General features: G+C 66.9%; 12 protein-coding genes. 9 read left to right on the top strand and 3 right to left on the bottom strand.

The window, feature by feature from the left end; all coding sequences use genetic code 11:
* The first annotated feature begins 7 nt into the window (after positions 1–7).
* The 3 genes from DM992_RS23170 to fdhA all read left to right on the top strand — a co-directional run bounded on the left by DM992_RS23170 (position 8) and on the right by fdhA (position 4,482).
* Positions 8–1,852 carry an efflux transporter outer membrane subunit gene (locus DM992_RS23170; RefSeq protein ID WP_111018808.1) on the top strand — a complete coding sequence of 615 codons (1,845 nt, stop codon included), beginning with the start codon at positions 8–10 and terminating at the stop codon, positions 1,850–1,852.
* Positions 1,852–3,042 (top strand): HlyD family efflux transporter periplasmic adaptor subunit, encoded by a 1,191-nt coding sequence (locus DM992_RS23165; RefSeq protein ID WP_111018807.1) that lies wholly within the window; start codon positions 1,852–1,854, stop codon positions 3,040–3,042. Before DM992_RS23170 ends, DM992_RS23165 begins: the two co-directional genes overlap by 1 nt.
* Before the next feature lie 243 nt (positions 3,043–3,285).
* Positions 3,286–4,482, top strand: coding sequence for a formaldehyde dehydrogenase, glutathione-independent (gene fdhA, locus DM992_RS23160; protein ID WP_027781331.1), 1,197 nt, complete (start codon positions 3,286–3,288; stop codon positions 4,480–4,482).
* Between the two features lie 101 nt (positions 4,483–4,583).
* Here the strand turns inward: fdhA and DM992_RS23155 are convergent, their stop codons facing one another.
* Together DM992_RS23155 and DM992_RS23150 are read right to left on the bottom strand one after the other, a co-directional pair.
* On the bottom strand, positions 4,584–5,354 hold the full coding sequence (locus tag DM992_RS23155) for a hypothetical protein (RefSeq protein WP_111018806.1): 771 nt from the start codon (positions 5,352–5,354) through the stop codon (positions 4,584–4,586).
* Positions 5,355–5,616: 262 nt separating this feature from the next.
* Positions 5,617–7,038 carry a PLP-dependent aminotransferase family protein gene (locus DM992_RS23150; RefSeq protein WP_111018805.1) on the bottom strand — a complete coding sequence of 474 codons (1,422 nt, stop codon included), beginning with the start codon at positions 7,036–7,038 and terminating at the stop codon, positions 5,617–5,619.
* 267 nt (positions 7,039–7,305) lie between these two features.
* Here DM992_RS23150 and DM992_RS23145 point away from each other — a divergent pair, with 267 nt between their 5' ends.
* A complete protein-coding gene (locus DM992_RS23145) occupies positions 7,306–8,718 on the top strand; it encodes a discoidin domain-containing protein (protein ID WP_111018804.1) in 1,413 nt (470 codons plus the stop codon).
* 56 nt (positions 8,719–8,774) lie between these two features.
* Here the strand turns inward: DM992_RS23145 and DM992_RS23140 are convergent, their stop codons facing one another.
* On the bottom strand, positions 8,775–9,800 hold the full coding sequence (locus tag DM992_RS23140; protein ID WP_111018803.1) for a GlxA family transcriptional regulator: 1,026 nt from the start codon (positions 9,798–9,800) through the stop codon (positions 8,775–8,777).
* 448 nt (positions 9,801–10,248) lie between these two features.
* On the opposite strand from DM992_RS23140, the gene DM992_RS23135 reads away from it, so the two are divergent.
* The 5 genes from DM992_RS23135 (at position 10,249) to DM992_RS23115 (ending at position 17,268) form a co-directional block, all read left to right on the top strand.
* The gene (locus DM992_RS23135; protein ID WP_072441970.1) at positions 10,249–11,523 is read left to right on the top strand and encodes a serine hydroxymethyltransferase; all 1,275 of its coding nucleotides are present in this window, start codon (positions 10,249–10,251) and stop codon (positions 11,521–11,523) included.
* A 40-nt stretch (positions 11,524–11,563) separates the two neighbouring features.
* Positions 11,564–12,535 carry a dipeptidase gene (locus DM992_RS23130; RefSeq protein ID WP_111018802.1) on the top strand — a complete coding sequence of 324 codons (972 nt, stop codon included), beginning with the start codon at positions 11,564–11,566 and terminating at the stop codon, positions 12,533–12,535.
* A 139-nt stretch (positions 12,536–12,674) separates the two neighbouring features.
* Positions 12,675–13,208 carry a DUF5943 domain-containing protein gene (locus DM992_RS23125; RefSeq protein ID WP_060086153.1) on the top strand — a complete coding sequence of 178 codons (534 nt, stop codon included), beginning with the start codon at positions 12,675–12,677 and terminating at the stop codon, positions 13,206–13,208.
* 68 nt (positions 13,209–13,276) lie between these two features.
* Positions 13,277–15,340 carry an NADH:flavin oxidoreductase gene (locus tag DM992_RS23120; RefSeq protein WP_111018801.1) on the top strand — a complete coding sequence of 688 codons (2,064 nt, stop codon included), beginning with the start codon at positions 13,277–13,279 and terminating at the stop codon, positions 15,338–15,340.
* Positions 15,341–15,342: 2 nt separating this feature from the next.
* Complete coding sequence (locus DM992_RS23115; protein WP_111018800.1) at positions 15,343–17,268, top strand: (Fe-S)-binding protein; 1,926 nt, start codon at positions 15,343–15,345, stop codon at positions 17,266–17,268.
* The last annotated feature ends 2 nt before the right edge of the window (positions 17,269–17,270 follow it).

The following is a 17,270-nucleotide window of genomic DNA, read 5'->3' as shown; positions in this document are numbered from 1 at the left end:
GGGCGCGATGCGGCATGTGAACAAAGCGGCGGGATCGGCGCATGGCGTGAAGGGCGGCTCGATGATCGCGGCGACTGCCGTGCTGCTGGCATTGGGCGGATGCGTGCCGTCAGGCTTCCTGCCGTCGCTGTCGCTGCACGCACCGGCCGGCGATGCGCTCGCGCACACGGCCGGCCCCGGCGCGAACGGCGCGTGGCCCGCGCCCGACTGGGTGAAGCAGTTGCAGGATCCGCAGCTCGACGAACTGGTAGCGGAGGCATCGCGGAACAACCCGGATCTGCAGGTCGCGCAGGCGCGGCTGCGGATCGCGCAGGCACAGCTTCAGCAGTTCGATTCGCTGACCGGGCTGACGGGCACGGCCGGTGCTACGGTCAGCCGCGCGCGGATGCCGAAGCCCGGCGACATCGCCGACGTGACGGCCGCCGGCTATCGCGTGCCGGTCGAGATATTCGGCGATCCGAACGTATCGCCGTCGTCGGTGTTCGTCGGGCTGAACTACCAGCTCGACCTGTGGGGGAAGAACCGCGCGGCGACGAAGAGCCTGATGTCGCTGCGCGACGCGGCCGGCGTCGAGGCCGAACAGGTGCGGCTCACGCTCGCCGTCGCGATCGTCACCGTGTACTGCCAGCTCGATCAGGCGTACGCGGTGCGCGACCTGCTTCAGCAGAAGGTGAAGATCAGCCAGCGCGTGACGGCCGTGTTGCGCGAGCGCACCGCGCGCGGCCTCGACAACGCGTATGACGCGAGCGATGCATCGATCAAGCGCAGCCGCCTGCTCGAACAGATCGCGCTGAACGACGAGCAGATCAAGCTCGCGCAACTGCAGCTCGGTGTGCTGTCGGGCCGCGGCCCCGAGCGCGGGCTCGCGCTGCAGCGGCCGCGCGTCGGCGCGTTCGCAGGCAGCGCCGTGCCGGCGCGGCTGCCGGCCGACCTGCTCGGCCGCCGGCCCGACATCGTCGCCGCGCGGCTGCGCGTCGAAGCCGCGTTCGCGAATACCGATTCGACGCGCGCGCAGTTTTATCCGGACGTAAACCTCGTCGCGCTCGGCGGCGTGTTCGCGCTCACGCCCGCGTCGCTGTTTTCGCGCGACTCGCTCGCAGGCTCGGTCGGCCCCGCGATCTCGCTGCCGATCTTCGACCGCGACCGGCTCAAAGCGAAGCTCGGTGCGGATGTCGCGCAGGCCGACGTCGCGATCGGGCTGTACAACAAGACCGTCGACGATGCGCTCGGGCAGGTCGCGCAGATCGTCACGTCGCTGCAAACGTCGCAGACGCTCGTCGCGCAGCAGCAGGACGCGGTGGCGGCTGCGCAGAAGATCGTGCAGATCGCGGCCGACCGCCACCGGCGCGGCGTGCTGATGCAGAAGGATGTCGATGTCGCGGATCTCACGCTGATCGACGAGCGCACGCAGATGATCGCGCTGCTCGGCCGGCAGCGGACGCTGCGCGTCGGGCTGATCGGCGCGCTCGGAGGCGGATTCGATGCGGGTGCAACGGTTGCGCAGGCGCCGGCCGTGCATCAGGCGCGCAGCGGCGCGGCGAGGCGCGGTGCGGTGGCCGCCGGTGCCGCTGCGGCCGCGAGCCGGCCGGCCGCAGGTGCTTCCGCCGATGCGCGTCAGGGTAGCAGCGTCGTGCCGCCGGCTGGCGGCACGGCGAGTGCCGCACCCGCATCCGCGCCGCGCAACGACGCGGCGCGTCCGTCGACGGTCGGCGCGACCAACCCCGGCGCGACGCCTCGCGGTACGCCCGTTCTCGCGCGCCCGGCATCGGCGAGCCCGGCGCCGGGCGCGTCGGTCATGCGGGCGATACCCGTCTTCCAGCACGATCGTCTGATCGTTACGCAAAGCGACTGATGCACCACGACAACCTTCATACCGCCGCGCAGCCGGCCGCGCTGAACGATCCGGCACTCGATGCGCGCCGCGCGACACGCCACAAGCGCTTCACAGTGTTGTTCGCGGTCGTGCTGCTGGCCGCGCTCGCGTGGATCGCGTTCTGGCTGTTGAGCGACCGCTACTACGAAGACACCGACGACGCGTATGTCGCCGGCAGCATCGTTCAGGTCGCCGCGCAGATTCCGGGTGCCGTGACCGACGTGCTGGTTGCCGATACGCAGGCCGTGCGCGCCGGGCAGACACTCGTGCGGCTCGACGACACCGAGGCGTCCGTCGCGTTCGCGCAGGCGAAGGCGCAGCTCGCGCAGGCCGTGCGGCAGGTCGCGAACGCGAAGATCTCGAACACGATGTACGTCGAGGCCGTGAACGCGCGGCGCGCCGACCTGTCGCTCGCGCAGCGCGCGTTCGCGGCGCGCTCGGGCGCGTCGGTCGAGATCGTCGCGCCCGAGGAGCTGGCGCGTGCGCGCGCGGCGGTGGCCGGCGCGCAGGCGAATCTCGCGGCCGCGCAGGCGCAGCTCGATGCCGCACGCGCGCTCGGCAGCAAGCTGCCCGTCGAGGAAAGCCCGGCCGTCGTGCAGGCGGCCGCGCAGTTCAAGCTCGCGTACCGGAACCTGAAGCGCACGACGATCGTCGCGCCCGTCGACGGCACGATCGGGCAGCGCTCGGTGCAGGTCGGCCAGCAGGTCGGGCCCGGCGTGCCGCTGATGTCGGTCGTGCAGTTGAACCGGCTGTGGATCGACGCGAATTTCAAGGAAGGGCAGATCCGCCACATGCGCGTCGGGCAGCCGGTAGAGGTCGTGTCGGACCTGTACGGCACGCGTGTTGCCTATCGCGGCCGCGTGCAGGGTTTCTCGGCGGGCACGGGCAGCGCGTTCTCGATGCTGCCGTCGCAGAACGCGGCCGGCAACTGGATCAAGGTCGTGCAGCGCGTGCCGGTGGTGATCGCGATCGATCCGCGCGATCTCGCCGCGCATCCGCTGCGCGTCGGGCTGTCGATGCGCGTGACGGTCGACACGCACGACCGCAATGGCCACGCGCTCGACAGCGAGCCGCCGACGCCAGCCGTCAGCACACGCGTGCACGACGGCGTCGCGAGCGACGCCGATGCGGCCGCCGCGGCGATCATCCGCGAGAATCAGGGCGGGTAACGCGTGCCGAAAAGAGGGCAGGGGCGGTCCGGCCTCCGCCATGTCCGGCCGCACCCCTGCCTTCCTGTCGTTTCCCGCCCGACTTTCGTATTTCCGTCATCGATGTCGGTGCCGTTCAAACGCATGTCGCGTTTGAGACATCGGCGCCCCTGCCTCCGGGACTACTCTCGAACAGCACGTTGCGTGTGCGCCGCATTCGCCGGCGCGCCGCCGCGCCATCCAACGAGACATGGAGACAATACGATGAGCAGCAATCGAGGTGTCGTCTATCTTGGACCGGGCCAGGTCGAAGTCCAGAAAATCGATTATCCGAAGATGGTCGATCCGAGCGGCCGCGCGATCGGCCACGGCGTGATTCTGAAGGTGGTCAGCACGAACATCTGCGGTTCCGACCAGCACATGGTGCGCGGCCGAACGACCGCGCCGGTCGGCCTCGTGCTCGGTCACGAGATCACGGGTGAAGTGGTCGAAGTCGGCCGCGACGTCGAGACGCTGAAGATCGGCGATCTCGTGTCGGTGCCGTTCAACGTCGCATGCGGCCGCTGTGCGATGTGCAAGGACACGCATACGGGCGTATGCCTGAACGTGAACCCGTCGCGTGCCGGTGGTGCATACGGCTACGTCGACATGGGCGGCTGGATCGGCGGCCAGGCTGAGTACGTGCTCGTGCCGTACGCGGATTTCAACCTGCTGAAATTCCCCGACCGCGACCAGGCGATGGCGAAGATCCGCGATCTGACCTGCCTGTCCGACATTTTGCCGACCGGCTATCACGGCGCGGTGAGCGCGGGCGTGAAGCCGGGCTCGACGGTCTATATCGCGGGCGCGGGCCCGGTCGGGATGGCGGCGGCCGCATCGGCGCGCCTGCTCGGCGCGGCCGTGACGATCGTCGGCGACATGAACGCGGAGCGCCTCGCGCATGCGAGGGCGATGGGTTTCGAGACGGTCGACCTGTCGAAGGATGCATCGCTCGGCGAACAGATCGAGCAGATTCTCGGTGTGCCCGAGATCGACTGCGCGGTCGACTGCGTCGGCTTCGAGGCGCACGGCCACGGTTCGTCGGGCCACTCGGAGGAAGCGCCCGCGACGGTGCTGAACTCGCTGATGGAAATCACGCGGCCGGCCGGCGCGATCGGCATCCCGGGCCTGTACGTGACCGACGATCCGGGCGCGAAGGACAAGGCCGCGCAGCACGGCAGCCTGAGCATCCGCTTCGGCCTCGGCTGGGCGAAGTCGCATTCGTTCTTCACGGGCCAGACGCCGGTGCTGAAGTACAACCGCAACCTGATGCAAGCGATCCTGTTCGATCGGCTGCCGATCGCGAAGATCGTCAACGTCGAAGTGATCTCGCTCGACCAGGCGCCGGAAGGCTACAAGAAGTTCGATGGCGGTGCGCCGCGCAAATTCGTCATCGACCCGCACGGGTTGCTGGCGGCATGATGCGCTAGCGTTCGACACGCGCAACGTGAAACGCGAAACGGGCGGCTCCGGAAACGGGCCGCCCGTTTTTCGCTGTGGGCGCGAACGGCCGGAGCGCACCCTCAGTGGCCCGCATAGAGCTTCGCGATATCGGCTTTGTCGGATGCGTTGCGCCGCGCGTGGCTGTGGCCGTGACCGGTGTGCAGGCTCACGCGGCGGAGCACATGCGTGCGATGCGCGGGATCGCGATTGCGTCGCCAGTCTTTCACGCGAACAGCCCTGGTGTGGGGCCGGCCGGGCTCGCGAATCGACGGTGCGGCCTGCGCAACCGGCATCCGGTTTGCGGGTTCGCCGGCGCTCGGGCCGCCATGTCGTGGATTGGCCGCCAGTTGCGTTCCGTCAGTCGAATGAAACGGATAGACGGGCACCGGCAACACCGGCAACACGGGATCGGTCGATGCAAGCAGGCCGGACTCGGCCGCCGTCGCGGCTGGCGTGTCGGAGCCGCGACAAACGGGATCGGCCTTGCACGTCCGGTCGGCCGTCACGTAGCCACCGACCAGCAGCATGAGCGTCAGGATGCTCAGGATCGGTGCGCTCGATGCGCGAGGCCGCCGGAAGGCCGCGTTGCGCAGCGTACGCGCGACGCGCGACGACCACGTATGGAAGGGCCGTGGCGCAAGTGTGGCGTGCGCGTCGTCCGATGCGTGGCGAATCGGCTCGAACGGCCAGTTCCACCGGCCGCAGACGGGGCAGTGCTCGAGTGCGCGAAACGCCACGAAGCCGCATGCCCTGCAGCGGCAGCAAGCGATGGGCCGCGATTCGGCGCGCGTGTTCAGCACCGCGCGCCAGGCATCGTGCGCGCGGACGTTCCGGTTGGGCAGGACTCGCATGGTTCGAAGCGACAGGTGTCGTTAACGAGACGAACGGTCGCCGACGATCGTGATTTTTTCGTACGCGGCAATCGATCCACGCGTGCCATCAGCCAGCGGAGCGCGCGTCGTCGACTGTCGTTCGCATGCGATGCTCATGTGATTCTCCATAACATCGGACGCGTTGAACACGTTCGTCCGCGGCTACCTTCCGCTTCATTCTTTGTCGCTCGCGCACGAAACGCAAGGAGCATGTCGGTCGTCGCGATCCGCACGTTCCGCGCTAACCGTCGTGCCGCTGCCGGGCCGCGAGCGTCCCGATGGTTTCCATCGCGCGCTCGACGGCCGGCGTCCACGGCCGGCCGTAGTTGAGCCGCAGATAACGGCGGAATCCGCCGGTCGCGGAGAAGATCGGCCCCGGCGCGATGCTGACGCCGCTTTCCATCGCATTGCCGAACAGGTGCATCGCATCCATGCGCGGCGGCAGTTCGATCCACAGGAAGTATCCGCCGTGCGGCGCGAACACTTCGGTGCCGTCCGGAAAATACGCGCGAACGGCGGCGAGCATCTGCGCCTGGTGCGCGGCGAGATTGCGCCGCAGCTTCCGCAGGAAGCGGTCGTATGCGCCGTCGCGCAGGTAGCTCGAAATCGCCATCTGCGCGGGCACGTCGGCCGCCGGTGCGCTCGCGCCTTTCGCCTGCCGGATCTGCCGTACGTAGCGGCCGGCCGCGACCCAGCCGATCCGGAAGCCGGGCGCGAGACATTTCGAGAACGAACCGCAATGCAGGACGAGCCCGCTGTTGTCATACAGTTTCGCGGGGCGCGTGGGCGTCGCGCCGAAATGCAGCTCGCCGTATACGTCGTCCTCGATCAGCGGCACACCGCGCGACGCGAGCAGGTCGATCAGCGCGTGCTTGCGCTCGTCGGTCAACGTCGCGCCGGTCGGGTTGTGGAACGACGTCATGAACCAGCAGGCGCGCACCGGATGCGTATCGAGCGCCTCGGCGAGCGCGTCGAGATCGAGGCCGGTACGCGGGTCGACCGGGATCTCGACGGCTTTCAGGTGCAGGCGCCGCACGGCTTGCAGCACCGCGTGGAATGCCGGCCGCTCGATCGCGACGATGTCGCCGGGGCGCGTCAGCGCCTGCAGGCTGAGCGTCAGCGCTTCGAGCGCGCCGGTCGTGATGATGATCTCGTCCATCGGCAAGGCCGCCCCCGCGTTCAGGTAGCGCAATGCGATCTGGCGGCGCAGCGCGTCGTTGCCGGGCGGCAGGCCGGACAGCAGATTCGTGCGATCCATGCTGCGGGCCGCCGACGCCACGTAGCGCCACAGGCTGCTCATCGGGAACAGCGAATAGCTGGCGAACGCCGAGCCGAGCGGGACGATGTCCTCGTGCTTCAGGGAGTCGAGCAGGCGGAACAGCGGATCGTCGTCGCTGGTTTGTGCGGCAGCCGGCTTGTGCGGCGGATCGTGACCGAACCGTACGTGTTTGTCTTCGAGGTTCGCAACGAAATAACCGGACCGCGCACGCGCAACGATCAGACCCTCGCTTTCGAGCGCGTAGTACGCGCGAAACACGGTGGACGGGCTCACGCGATACGCGCGGCACGCGGCACGCACGGTGGGGATGCGCGCACCGGCCGCCAGGTCGCCGCGCCGGATTGCGTCGGCTATCGTCTGCGCCAGCGCCGCATATCGCTTCATGCCAGCCCTCCGGCCGCTCGGGCCTTGCTGAAAAAAGAGTAGCACGGCACTCGTCGCGCGCAATTGCGCCCCAATCGCTGATCCGCAAGTTTTTGATGGACTTTGATCCTTTTCTTTCGTCTGACAAGCGGGCATGCTTTCGCAAGTTTTGTTCCCGATGTCCGACTATGAAGGAGTCCACGCTGCCCGGCGGCTGATCCGTGACCCTTGCGCGTCCTGCGCGCGACCTTGTCTGCGACGTCCTTACCTTACCCGGAAGCATTCAGCGTGAAATCGAAGACCCTCATCGCGGGCCTGGTGGCCGGCCTCGCCCTCAACCTGTTCAGCGGCGCCGCCACGGCGGCCTGCATCAGCAATCCCGCAGCCCAGCCGAACGCGACGTTTCCCGCCGCGCTGACCGGCAAGCTCGTCTATCACAGCTACGTGAAGTACGGCGACGGCACGAGCCAGCTGTTCCTCTACGACTTCTCGGCCCGTACGCTGACGCAACTGAGCAAGAGCACGTGGGGCATCACCGATCCGATGAACGGCGTGTTCAGCCCCGACGGCAAGTGGCTCGCATTCATGGGCATCAGCAACGGCGCATGGAACGTGTTCATGCTGCAGCTCGGCGCCGGCACGCCGCCCGTCAACATGACGAACAGCACGGGCGCCACGCGCAACGAGGACCCGAAATTCAGCGCGGACGGCAAGACGCTCGTGTTCAAGCAGAACGGCGACGTCAAGCAGGCGACGCTGTCGTACACGAGCGCGGGCCCTGCGTTCACGTCGGTCGTGAGCCTGACGAACGCACCGGCCGGCGCCGAATACTCGATGCCGTTTCTCGCGCCGGACGCGAGCGCCGTCTACTACGCGACCGGCACCGGCTCGAGCATGGGGTTGATGAAGCGCACAATCGCGACCGGCGCGACCGCCGTGTTCGATCGTCCGGCCGGGCTGCAGACGTACTACCCGATCGTGCGCGCGGACGGCATGGTGTTCTACGCGCGCTGGAAAGACAGCGGCGGGGCCGACCAGATCTATGCGAAGACCGCGGACCCGGCGTCGACGCCGAACGCGTTGTCGCTCAACGACTGCGTGAGTAACAACTCGGATCCGGCGCCGGTGAGCGGCACGAACTACCTGTTCTTCTCGTCGACGACGGCGGGCGGCTACCAGCTCTACGTCGGCGACGTGACGACCGGCCAGCGCTGGAGCCTGTCGCAGTTCGGCGTGAATGCCGATACGACGAAGGCCAAGCTCGGCTCGAGCTACTACGGCGGCCCGGCCGCCGCGCAGCCGACGCTGCTGTCGCAAGGGCGTCCGGCTGCCGCATCGGCGAGCTACAACGCGTCGCTCACGCCCGACAAGGCGTTCGACGGCAACACCACGAGCACGCGCTGGGATTCACCGGAGGGCGCGGGCGTCGATCCGCAATGGATCTCCGTGGATCTCGGCGTGACGAAGACCATCAGCAGCATCGATCTCTATTGGGATGCGGGTGCGCTCGTCTACCAGATCCAGACCTCGAACGACAACGCGAACTGGACGACGATCTACTCGACGAGCAACGGCGTGTCGTACGGCCATGTGACGCTGCCGAACCTGAAGGCGAGCGGCCGCTACGTGCGGATGCTCGGCACGAAGCGCGCGACGCAGTGGGGTTATTCGCTCGACGAAATGCAGGTGTGGGGATCGTAAGCGCAAAGAAAAAACGGCCTTCAAGGCCGTTTTTTTTTCGTCATGCGCTGTGCGCTTCACGCATGCAGCACATGCGCCGGAAACGCCGGGCCGGCGCTCGCCGCACCCTGCGCGAGCGGCGCGACCTGCTTGCGGCGCTCCCTTGTCGGCGCGACGCCGAACGCGTCGCGATAACTCTTGCTGAAGTGGCACGCCGACTGGAAGCCGCATGCCATCGTGATGTGCATGATCGACATGTCGGTCTGCAGCAGCAGCTCGCGCGCGCGGCGCAGCCGCAGCGTCAGGTAGTAGTGCGTCGGAGTCATCCCGAGATGCTCGCGGAACAGGCGCTGCAATTGCCGCTGCGACATGTTCGCGAGCCGCGCGAGCTCTTCGCGCGACAGCGGCTCCTCGATGTTGTTTTCCATCAGCGAGATCACTTCGAACAGCGACTTGTTCGCCGAGCCGAGGCGCGCGACGAGCGGCATGCGTTGCTGCGCGCTGGTGTCGCGCACGTGTTCGACGATGAACTGCTCGGCGATCTGCGTGACGCGCGCGGTGCCCACGCGCGCGGCGATCAGGTTCAGCATCATGTCGAGCGGCGCGACGCCGCCCGTGCACGTGATGCGGTCACGGTCGATCACGAACAGTTCCTTCAGGAAGCGCGTATCCGGAAACTCTTCCTTCAGCGCCGACATGTTCTCCCAGTGGATCGCGCAAGCGTAGCCCGCGAGCAGCCCCGACTTCGCGAGCGCATAGGTGCCCGTGCACAGGCTGCCGAGCGGCAGGCCCATGCGCGCGAAGCGACGGAGCGCCGACAGATGGGCGGGCGTGGTCGCGCGCTGCACGTCGACGCCGCCGCATACGAACACGATGTCGGGCTGCCCGACGCATTCGGCCGGGCCCGTGTCGACCGTGAGGCCGTTGCTCGCCGTGACCGGGCCGCCTTCCGGGCTGATCACCGACCAGCGATAGAGCGGCTGGCCGCTCAGATAGTTCGCCATCCGAAGCACCTCGATCGCATTGGTGAACGCGATCATCGTGAAGTTCGGTAAAGGCATGAACGCGAAGTGAGACAGCGACGCTGTGCGGTCGGGCGACATGGGGAGCGTTCCTTGAATCTCTAATAGCTTTATGCCCGGAGAGCACGGATCGGGCTGCGGTATTGTGTGAGCGAGTGCAACAAGCGTGCCATACGGCTAAACCCTAGCTCCATACGTTGCCTGGGCATAACGCCGATGCTGCACTGCACCGTATGCGGGACGCGCCGCACTCCCGCCGGGCGGCACAGGCACTGCCGGAGTGCGTGTCCATAGGTGAATGGCCGACGCCGTTTTTATCGATCCTCCGAAAAAGCACGACCGATCACTTGTATAAAACGGACGCGCATGGCGGAAAAGGCAAAGAACGCGTCTAAATTCATCAATCCGCCGAAAATCCGAACGACAAGAATAGAGCCGTCGGCAGCCTCGCACTGGACAAGCAGGAAACCCAGGCAGAGCGGGCCTCGAGCTTCGGTTTCAGCCCTTTATTCTTCGTCACGGACGCACTATGTCGAACACCCAGTCTTTCTTCTCGCAGCCCCTTGCCGAGCGCGACGCGCCGGTACGCAGCGCCATCCTGAAGGAACTCGAGCGTCAGCAGTCGCAGGTCGAGCTGATTGCGTCGGAAAACATCGTGTCGCGCGCCGTGCTCGAAGCGCAAGGCTCGGTGTTGACCAACAAGTACGCGGAAGGCTATCCCGGCAAGCGCTACTACGGCGGCTGCGAATTCGCGGACGAAGTCGAGGCGCTCGCGATCGAACGCGTGAAGCAGATCTTCAACGCCGGTTATGCGAACGTGCAGCCGCACTCCGGCGCGCAGGCGAACGGCTCGGTGATGCTCGCGCTGGCCAAGCCGGGCGACACGGTGCTCGGCATGTCGCTCGACGCGGGCGGCCACCTGACGCACGGCGCGAAGCCGGCGCTGTCGGGCAAGTGGTTCAACGCCGTTCAGTACGGCGTGAACCGCGACACGATGCTGATCGATTACGACCAGGTCGAGGCGCTCGCGCACGAGCACAAGCCGAACCTGATCATCGCCGGCTTCTCGGCGTATCCGCGCGCGCTCGACTTCGCACGCTTTCGTGCGATCGCCGACAGCGTCGGCGCGAAGCTGATGGTCGACATGGCGCACATCGCGGGCGTGATCGCCGCGGGCCGCCACGCGAACCCGGTCGAGCACGCGCACGTCGTCACGTCGACCACGCACAAGACGCTGCGCGGCCCGCGCGGCGGCTTCGTGCTGACCAACGACGAGGACATTGCGAAGAAGATCAACTCGGCCGTGTTCCCCGGTCTGCAGGGCGGCCCGCTGATGCACGTGATCGCCGGCAAGGCCGTCGCGTTCGGCGAAGTGCTGCATGCGGACTTCAAGACCTACATCGACAACGTCCTCGCGAACGCGCAGGCGCTCGGCGAAGTGCTGAAGGCCGGCGGCGTCGATCTCGTCACGGGCGGCACCGACAACCACCTGCTGCTGGTCGACCTGCGCCCGAAGGGCCTGAAGGGCGCGCCGGTCGAACAGGCACTGGAGCGCGCGGGCATCACCTGCAACAAGAACGGCATTCCGTTCGACACCGAGAAGCCGACCGTCACGTCGGGCATCCGCCTCGGTACGCCGGCCGGCACGACGCGCGGCTTCGGCGTCGCGGAGTTCCGCGAAGTGGGCCGCCTGATCCTCGAAGTGTTCGACGCGCTGCGCGCGAACCCGGAAGGCGACCACGCGACCGAACAGCGCGTGCGCCGCGAAATCTTCGCGCTTTGCGAGCGCTTCCCGATTTACTGATAGACACCGACAAGACCAGAGACTCAAGCGAGAGGCAGATATGAGCACGCTGCATCAGGACAGCATCATCATCGACGGGCTGAACATCTCGAAGTTCGAGAAGCCGGTGTTCGAAGACATGCGAAAGGGTGGCATCACCGCCGCGAACTGCACGGTGTCGGTGTGGGAGAACTTCACCAAGACCGTCGACAACATCGGCGTGATGAAGAAGAAAATCCGCGACAACGGCGAGCTGCTGACGCTGGTGCGCACGACGGACGACATCTTCCGCGCGAAGAAGGAGGGCAAGACCGGGATCGTCCTGGGCTTCCAGAACGCGCACGCGTTCGAGGACAACCTCGGCTACATCGAGGCGTTCCACGACATGGGTGTGCGCGTCGTGCAGCTTTGCTACAACACGCAGAACCTGGTCGGCACGGGCTGCTACGAGCGCGACGGCGGGCTGTCGGACTTCGGCCGCGAAGTGATCACCGAGATGAACCGCGTCGGCATCATGGTCGACCTGTCGCACGTGGGCGGCAACACGTCGTCGGAAGCAATCGCGTTCTCGAAGAAGCCGGTGTGCTATTCGCACTGCCTGCCGTCGGGCCTGAAGGAGCATCCGCGCAACAAGAGCGACGAGCAGTTGAAGGAGATCGCCGATGCGGGCGGCTTCGTCGGCGTGACGATGTTCGCGCCGTTCCTGAAGCGCGGGATCGAGGCGACGATCGACGACTACATCGAGGCGATCGATTACGTCGTGAACCTGATCGGCGAAGACGCGGTCGGCATCGGCACGGATTTCACGCAGGATTTCGCGAAGGAATTCTTCGACATGCTGACGCATGACAAGGGGCGTTATCGCCAGCTGACGAACTTCGGCAAGGTGATCAACCCGGACGGCATCCGCACGATCGGCGAATTCCCGAACCTGACCGCGGCGATGGAACGCGCCGGATGGAAGGAGTCGCGCATCCGCAAGATCATGGGCGAGAACTGGGTGCGCGTGTTCAAGGACGTGTGGGGCGCGTAAGCGCCGCGCCGGCCGGACAGCCTCCAGCGATTCAACAACTAAAAAATCGGGACGTGCCCGCGCAAGCCGCGCGGGCACGCGGACGATGTCATGCCTGCGCGCCGAGACGCGCGGCCATTTTCCTCACGGAGTCACCACGATGCAACCGCAACTGCCGATCAACGTCGATCCCGATACCGGCGTCTGGACCACCGACGCGCTGCCGATGCTGTACGTGCCGCGCCACTTCTTCACGAACAACCATGTCGCCGTCGAGGAAGCGCTCGGCGTCGAAGCGTATGCCGAAATCCTCTACAAGGCCGGCTACAAGTCCGCATACCACTGGTGCGACAAGGAAGCGAAGCTGCACGGCCTGACCGGCATGGCCGTGTTCGAGCACTACCTGAAGCGCCTTTCGCAGCGCGGCTGGGGCCTGTTCTCGATCATCGAGGCCGATCCGGCCGGCGCGCGCGCAAAGATCGAGCTGCGCCACTCGTCGTTCGTGCTCCAGCAGCCGGGCAAGGAAGGCAAGCTCTGCTACATGTTCGCCGGCTGGTTCGCCGGTGCGATGGACTGGGTCAACGACACGACGCCGGAAGGCAAGGGCGCGCCGCGCGCGCAATCGAAGGAAGTGCAGTGCGCGGCCGAGCATCACGACCACTGCGTCTTCGAAGTGTCGCCGATCGCGCATTGATGCCCTGATTCACCGACACCGAACAACACCCGCAACACGAGACATTCGAACGCCAGAGGTCGCCAGCGATGCGTTATCCCCACCTGTTCAAACCCATGCAGCTGAATCAGCTGACGCTGCGCAACCGGATCGTCAGCACCGCGCACGCGGAGGTGTATGCCGAGCCGGGCGGCCTGCCGGGCGACCGCTATATCCGCTACTACGAAGAAAAGGCGAAGGGTGGCGTCGGCCTCGCGATCTGCGGCGGGTCGAGCCCGGTGTCGATCGACAGCCCGCAGGGCTGGTGGAAATCGGTGAACCTGTCGACCGACAAGATCATCGATCCGCTCACGCGTCTCGCCGATACGATGCACAAGCACGGCGCGAAGATCATGATCCAGGCGACGCACATGGGCCGCCGCTCGTCGTTTCACGGCGAGCACTGGCCGCACCTGATGTCGCCGTCGGGCGTGCGCGAACCGGTGCACCGCGGCAACGCGAAGATCATCGAGATCGAGGAAATCCGCCGCATCATCGGCGATTTCGCGGCGGCCGCGAAGCGCGTGAAGGCCGCCGGCATGGACGGCATCGAAATCTCGGCCGCTCACCAGCACCTGATCGACCAGTTCTGGAGCAAGCGCTCGAACCACCGCACCGACGAATGGGGCGGCAGCCTGGAGAACCGCCTGCGCTTCGGCATCGAGGTGCTGACGGCGGTGCGCGAGGCGGTCGGCAAGGATTTCTGCGTCGGCCTGCGCATGTGCGGCGACGAATTCCACGAGGACGGCCTCGATCACGAGGCGCTGAAGGAAATCGCGCAGGCGATGTCGGAGACGGGCCTGATCGACTACCTGAGCGTGGTCGGTTCGGGCGGCGACACGCACAACACGATCGCCAACTGCATGCCGCCGATGGCATTGCCGCCGGAGCCGTTCGTGCACCTCGCGGCCGGCATCAAGTCGGTCGTGAAGATTCCGGTGATGCACGCGCAGAGCATCCGCGATGCGGGCCAGGCCGAGCGCCTGCTCGCGAACGGCATGATCGACCTGGTCGGCATGACGCGTGCGCAGATCGCCGATCCGCACATGGTGATCAAGATCCGCGACGGCCGCGAGGACGAAATCAAGCAGTGCGTCGGCGCGAACTACTGCATCGACCGCCAGTACAACGGCCTCGACGTGCTCTGCATTCAAAACGCCGCGACGTCGCGCGAAGCGACGATGCCGCACATCATCGAGAAGTCGCGCGGCCCGAAGCGCAAGGTGGTGGTGGTGGGCGCCGGCCCGGCGGGCCTCGAGGCGGCGCGCGTCGCGAAGCTGCGCGGCCACGACGTCGTGCTGTTCGAGAAGAACGCGGAAGTGGGCGGCCAGGTGATGATCGCCGCGAAGGCGCCGCAGCGCGAACAGATGTCGGGGATCATCCGCTGGTTCGACATGGAAACCAAGCGCCTGGGCGTCGACCGCCGCTTGGGCGTCGCCGCCGACGAGAAGATGATCATGGCCGAAAAGCCGGACATCGTCGTGCTCGCGACGGGCGGCTCGAGCTTCACGTGGCAGGTGCCGGGCTGGGGCGTGGCCGAAGGCCTGGCCGTCAGCTCGTGGGACATCCTGACCGGCAAGGTCGAGCCGAAGCAGAACGTGCTGCTGTTCGACGGCGTGAGCACTCATGCGGGTGCGGGCGTGGCCGACTTCATGGCGAGCCGCGGCTCGAAGGTCGAAGTCGTCACGCCGGACGTGAAGGTGGCCGACGATTGCGGCGGCACGACGTTCCCGATCTTCTATCGCCGCCTGTACGCGCTCGGCGTGATCCCGACGCCGAACACGATGCTCGACCGCGTCTATGAAGAAGACGGCAAGAAGATCGCCGTGCTGCGCAACGAGTACACGGAAGAACTGGAAGAGCGTGCGGTCGACCAGGTGGTGATCGAGAACGGTTCGGCGCCGAACGACGAACTGTACTGGAAGCTCAAGCCGGAATCGCTGAACCGCGGCCAGATCGATCCGCACACGCTGTTTGCGGCCGAGCCGCAGCCGTGCCTGTCGGAGGAACTCGGCAACGGCCGTTTCCTGCTGTTCCGTGTCGGCGACTGCATCTCGATGCACAACGTCCACGGCGCGATCTACGACTCGCTGCGTCTCGTGAAGGATTTCTGAAGATGAATCCGTCCCTCCTCATTACCGCACTGTTGTGGCTGTCGGTGGCGGGGCTCGCGTTCGCGGTCGCGAAGCGTTCGTCCTACTGGCGTCTCGGCCGGGCCACGGCGCCCGGCTCGTTCGGCGTCGCGAACCTGTTCGCGATCCCGAAGCGCTATTTCGTCGACCTGCACCATGTGGTCGCCCGCGATCCGTACATCGCGAAGACCCACGTCGCGACCGCCGGTGGCGCGATCGGCGCGCTCGCGCTGGTGTTCGTCAACTACGGCCTCGCGATCTATTCGCCGTGGCTCGACAAGCTGATCTTCCTCGCGGCGCTCGCGATGCTGGTCGGCGCGGTATTCGTGTGGCGCCGGCGCGCGGCGAAGGACGTGCCCGCCCGCCTGTCGCGCGGTCCGTGGAATACGCTGCCCTGGCTGCTCGGTTCGTTCGCGCTCGGCCTCGTGCTGTTCGTGCTGGTGCCGACCGGTGCGATGTCGGGCGCGTTCGCGGTGCTCTGCGCGCTGCTGATCGGCATTGGTGCCTTCACGATGACGGTCGGCGCCGCGAAGGGCGGCCCGATGAAGCACGCGATCGCCGGCCTGCTGCACCTCGCATTCCACCCGCGCCAGGAGCGCTTCGCGGCCACGCGTGAGTCGTTCACGGGCAACGGCACGGCCACGCCGCCGACTGCACTGAAGCTGCCGGACATCGAGCATCAGGAGTACGGCGTCGCGAAGCCGGTCGAATTCCGCTGGAACCAGTTGCTGAGCTTCGACGCGTGCGTGCAGTGCGGCAAGTGCGAAGCCGCGTGCCCCGCGTTCGCGTCGGGCCAGCCGCTGAACCCGAAGAAGCTGATCCAGGATCTGGTGGTCGGCATGGCCGGCGGCACCGATGCGGCGTACGCGGGCAGTCCGGCTCCGGGCCTCGCGGTCGGCCAGCATCGCGGCGAGCCGAACGGCCCGATCGTGTCGGGCCTGATCGAAGAACAGACGCTGTGGTCGTGCACGACCTGCCGCGCGTGCGTGCAGGAATGCCCGATGCTGATCGAGCACGTCGACGCGATCGTCGACATGCGCCGCAACCGCACGCTCGTGCACGGCTCGGTGCCGGGCAAGGGCCAGGAAGTACTGGCGAACCTGCGCGAGACCGGCACGATGGGCGGCTACGACACGGCCGCGCGCTACGACTGGTCGGTCGACCTGAGCGCGCCCGTCGCGCAGCCGGGCAAGCCGGTCGACGTGCTGTTCGTCGCGGGCGAAGGCGCGTTCGACATGCGCTACCAGCGCACGCTGCGCGCGTTCGTCAAGGTGCTGAACAAGGCGGGCGTCGACTACGCGGTGCTCGGCTCGACCGAGACCGACACGGGCGACGTCGCGCGCCGGCTCGGCGACGAGGCGACGTTCCAGCAGATGGCGAAGCGCCTGATCGGCACGCTCGGCACGCTGTCGTACAAGCAGATCGTGACGGCCGACCCGCACGTGATGCACAGCCTGCGCAACGAATATCGTGCGCTCGGGCTGCGCGTGACGGTCAAGCATCACACGACCTATCTCGCCGAACTGGCCGACAGCGGCAAGATCGCGCCGAAGGCCGTCGAAGCGTTGCGCGAGAAGCGCACCACATATCACGACCCGTGTTATCTCGGCCGCTACAACGGCGAGACGGAGGCGCCGCGCAAGCTGCTGAAGACGATCGGCATCCAGGTCGTCGAGATGGAGCGCAACGGCATGCGCGGCCGCTGCTGCGGCGGTGGCGGCGGTGCGCCGCTGACCGACATCCCCGGCAAGCAGCGCATTCCGGACATCCGCGTCGCCGACGCACGCATGATCGGCGCGGACGTGGTCGCGGTTGCGTGCCCGAACTGCACGGCGATGCTCGAAGGCGTCGTGGGCCCGCGCCCCGACGTGCTCGACGTGGCCGAACTCGTTGCCGCCTCGCTGGAGTGAAT

Origin of the sequence: Burkholderia sp. JP2-270 (assembly GCF_003233675.1) — a bacterium.
Classification (GTDB): domain Bacteria; phylum Pseudomonadota; class Gammaproteobacteria; order Burkholderiales; family Burkholderiaceae; genus Burkholderia; species Burkholderia pyrrocinia_C.
This window is presented reverse-complemented; position numbering and strand designations above follow the sequence as displayed.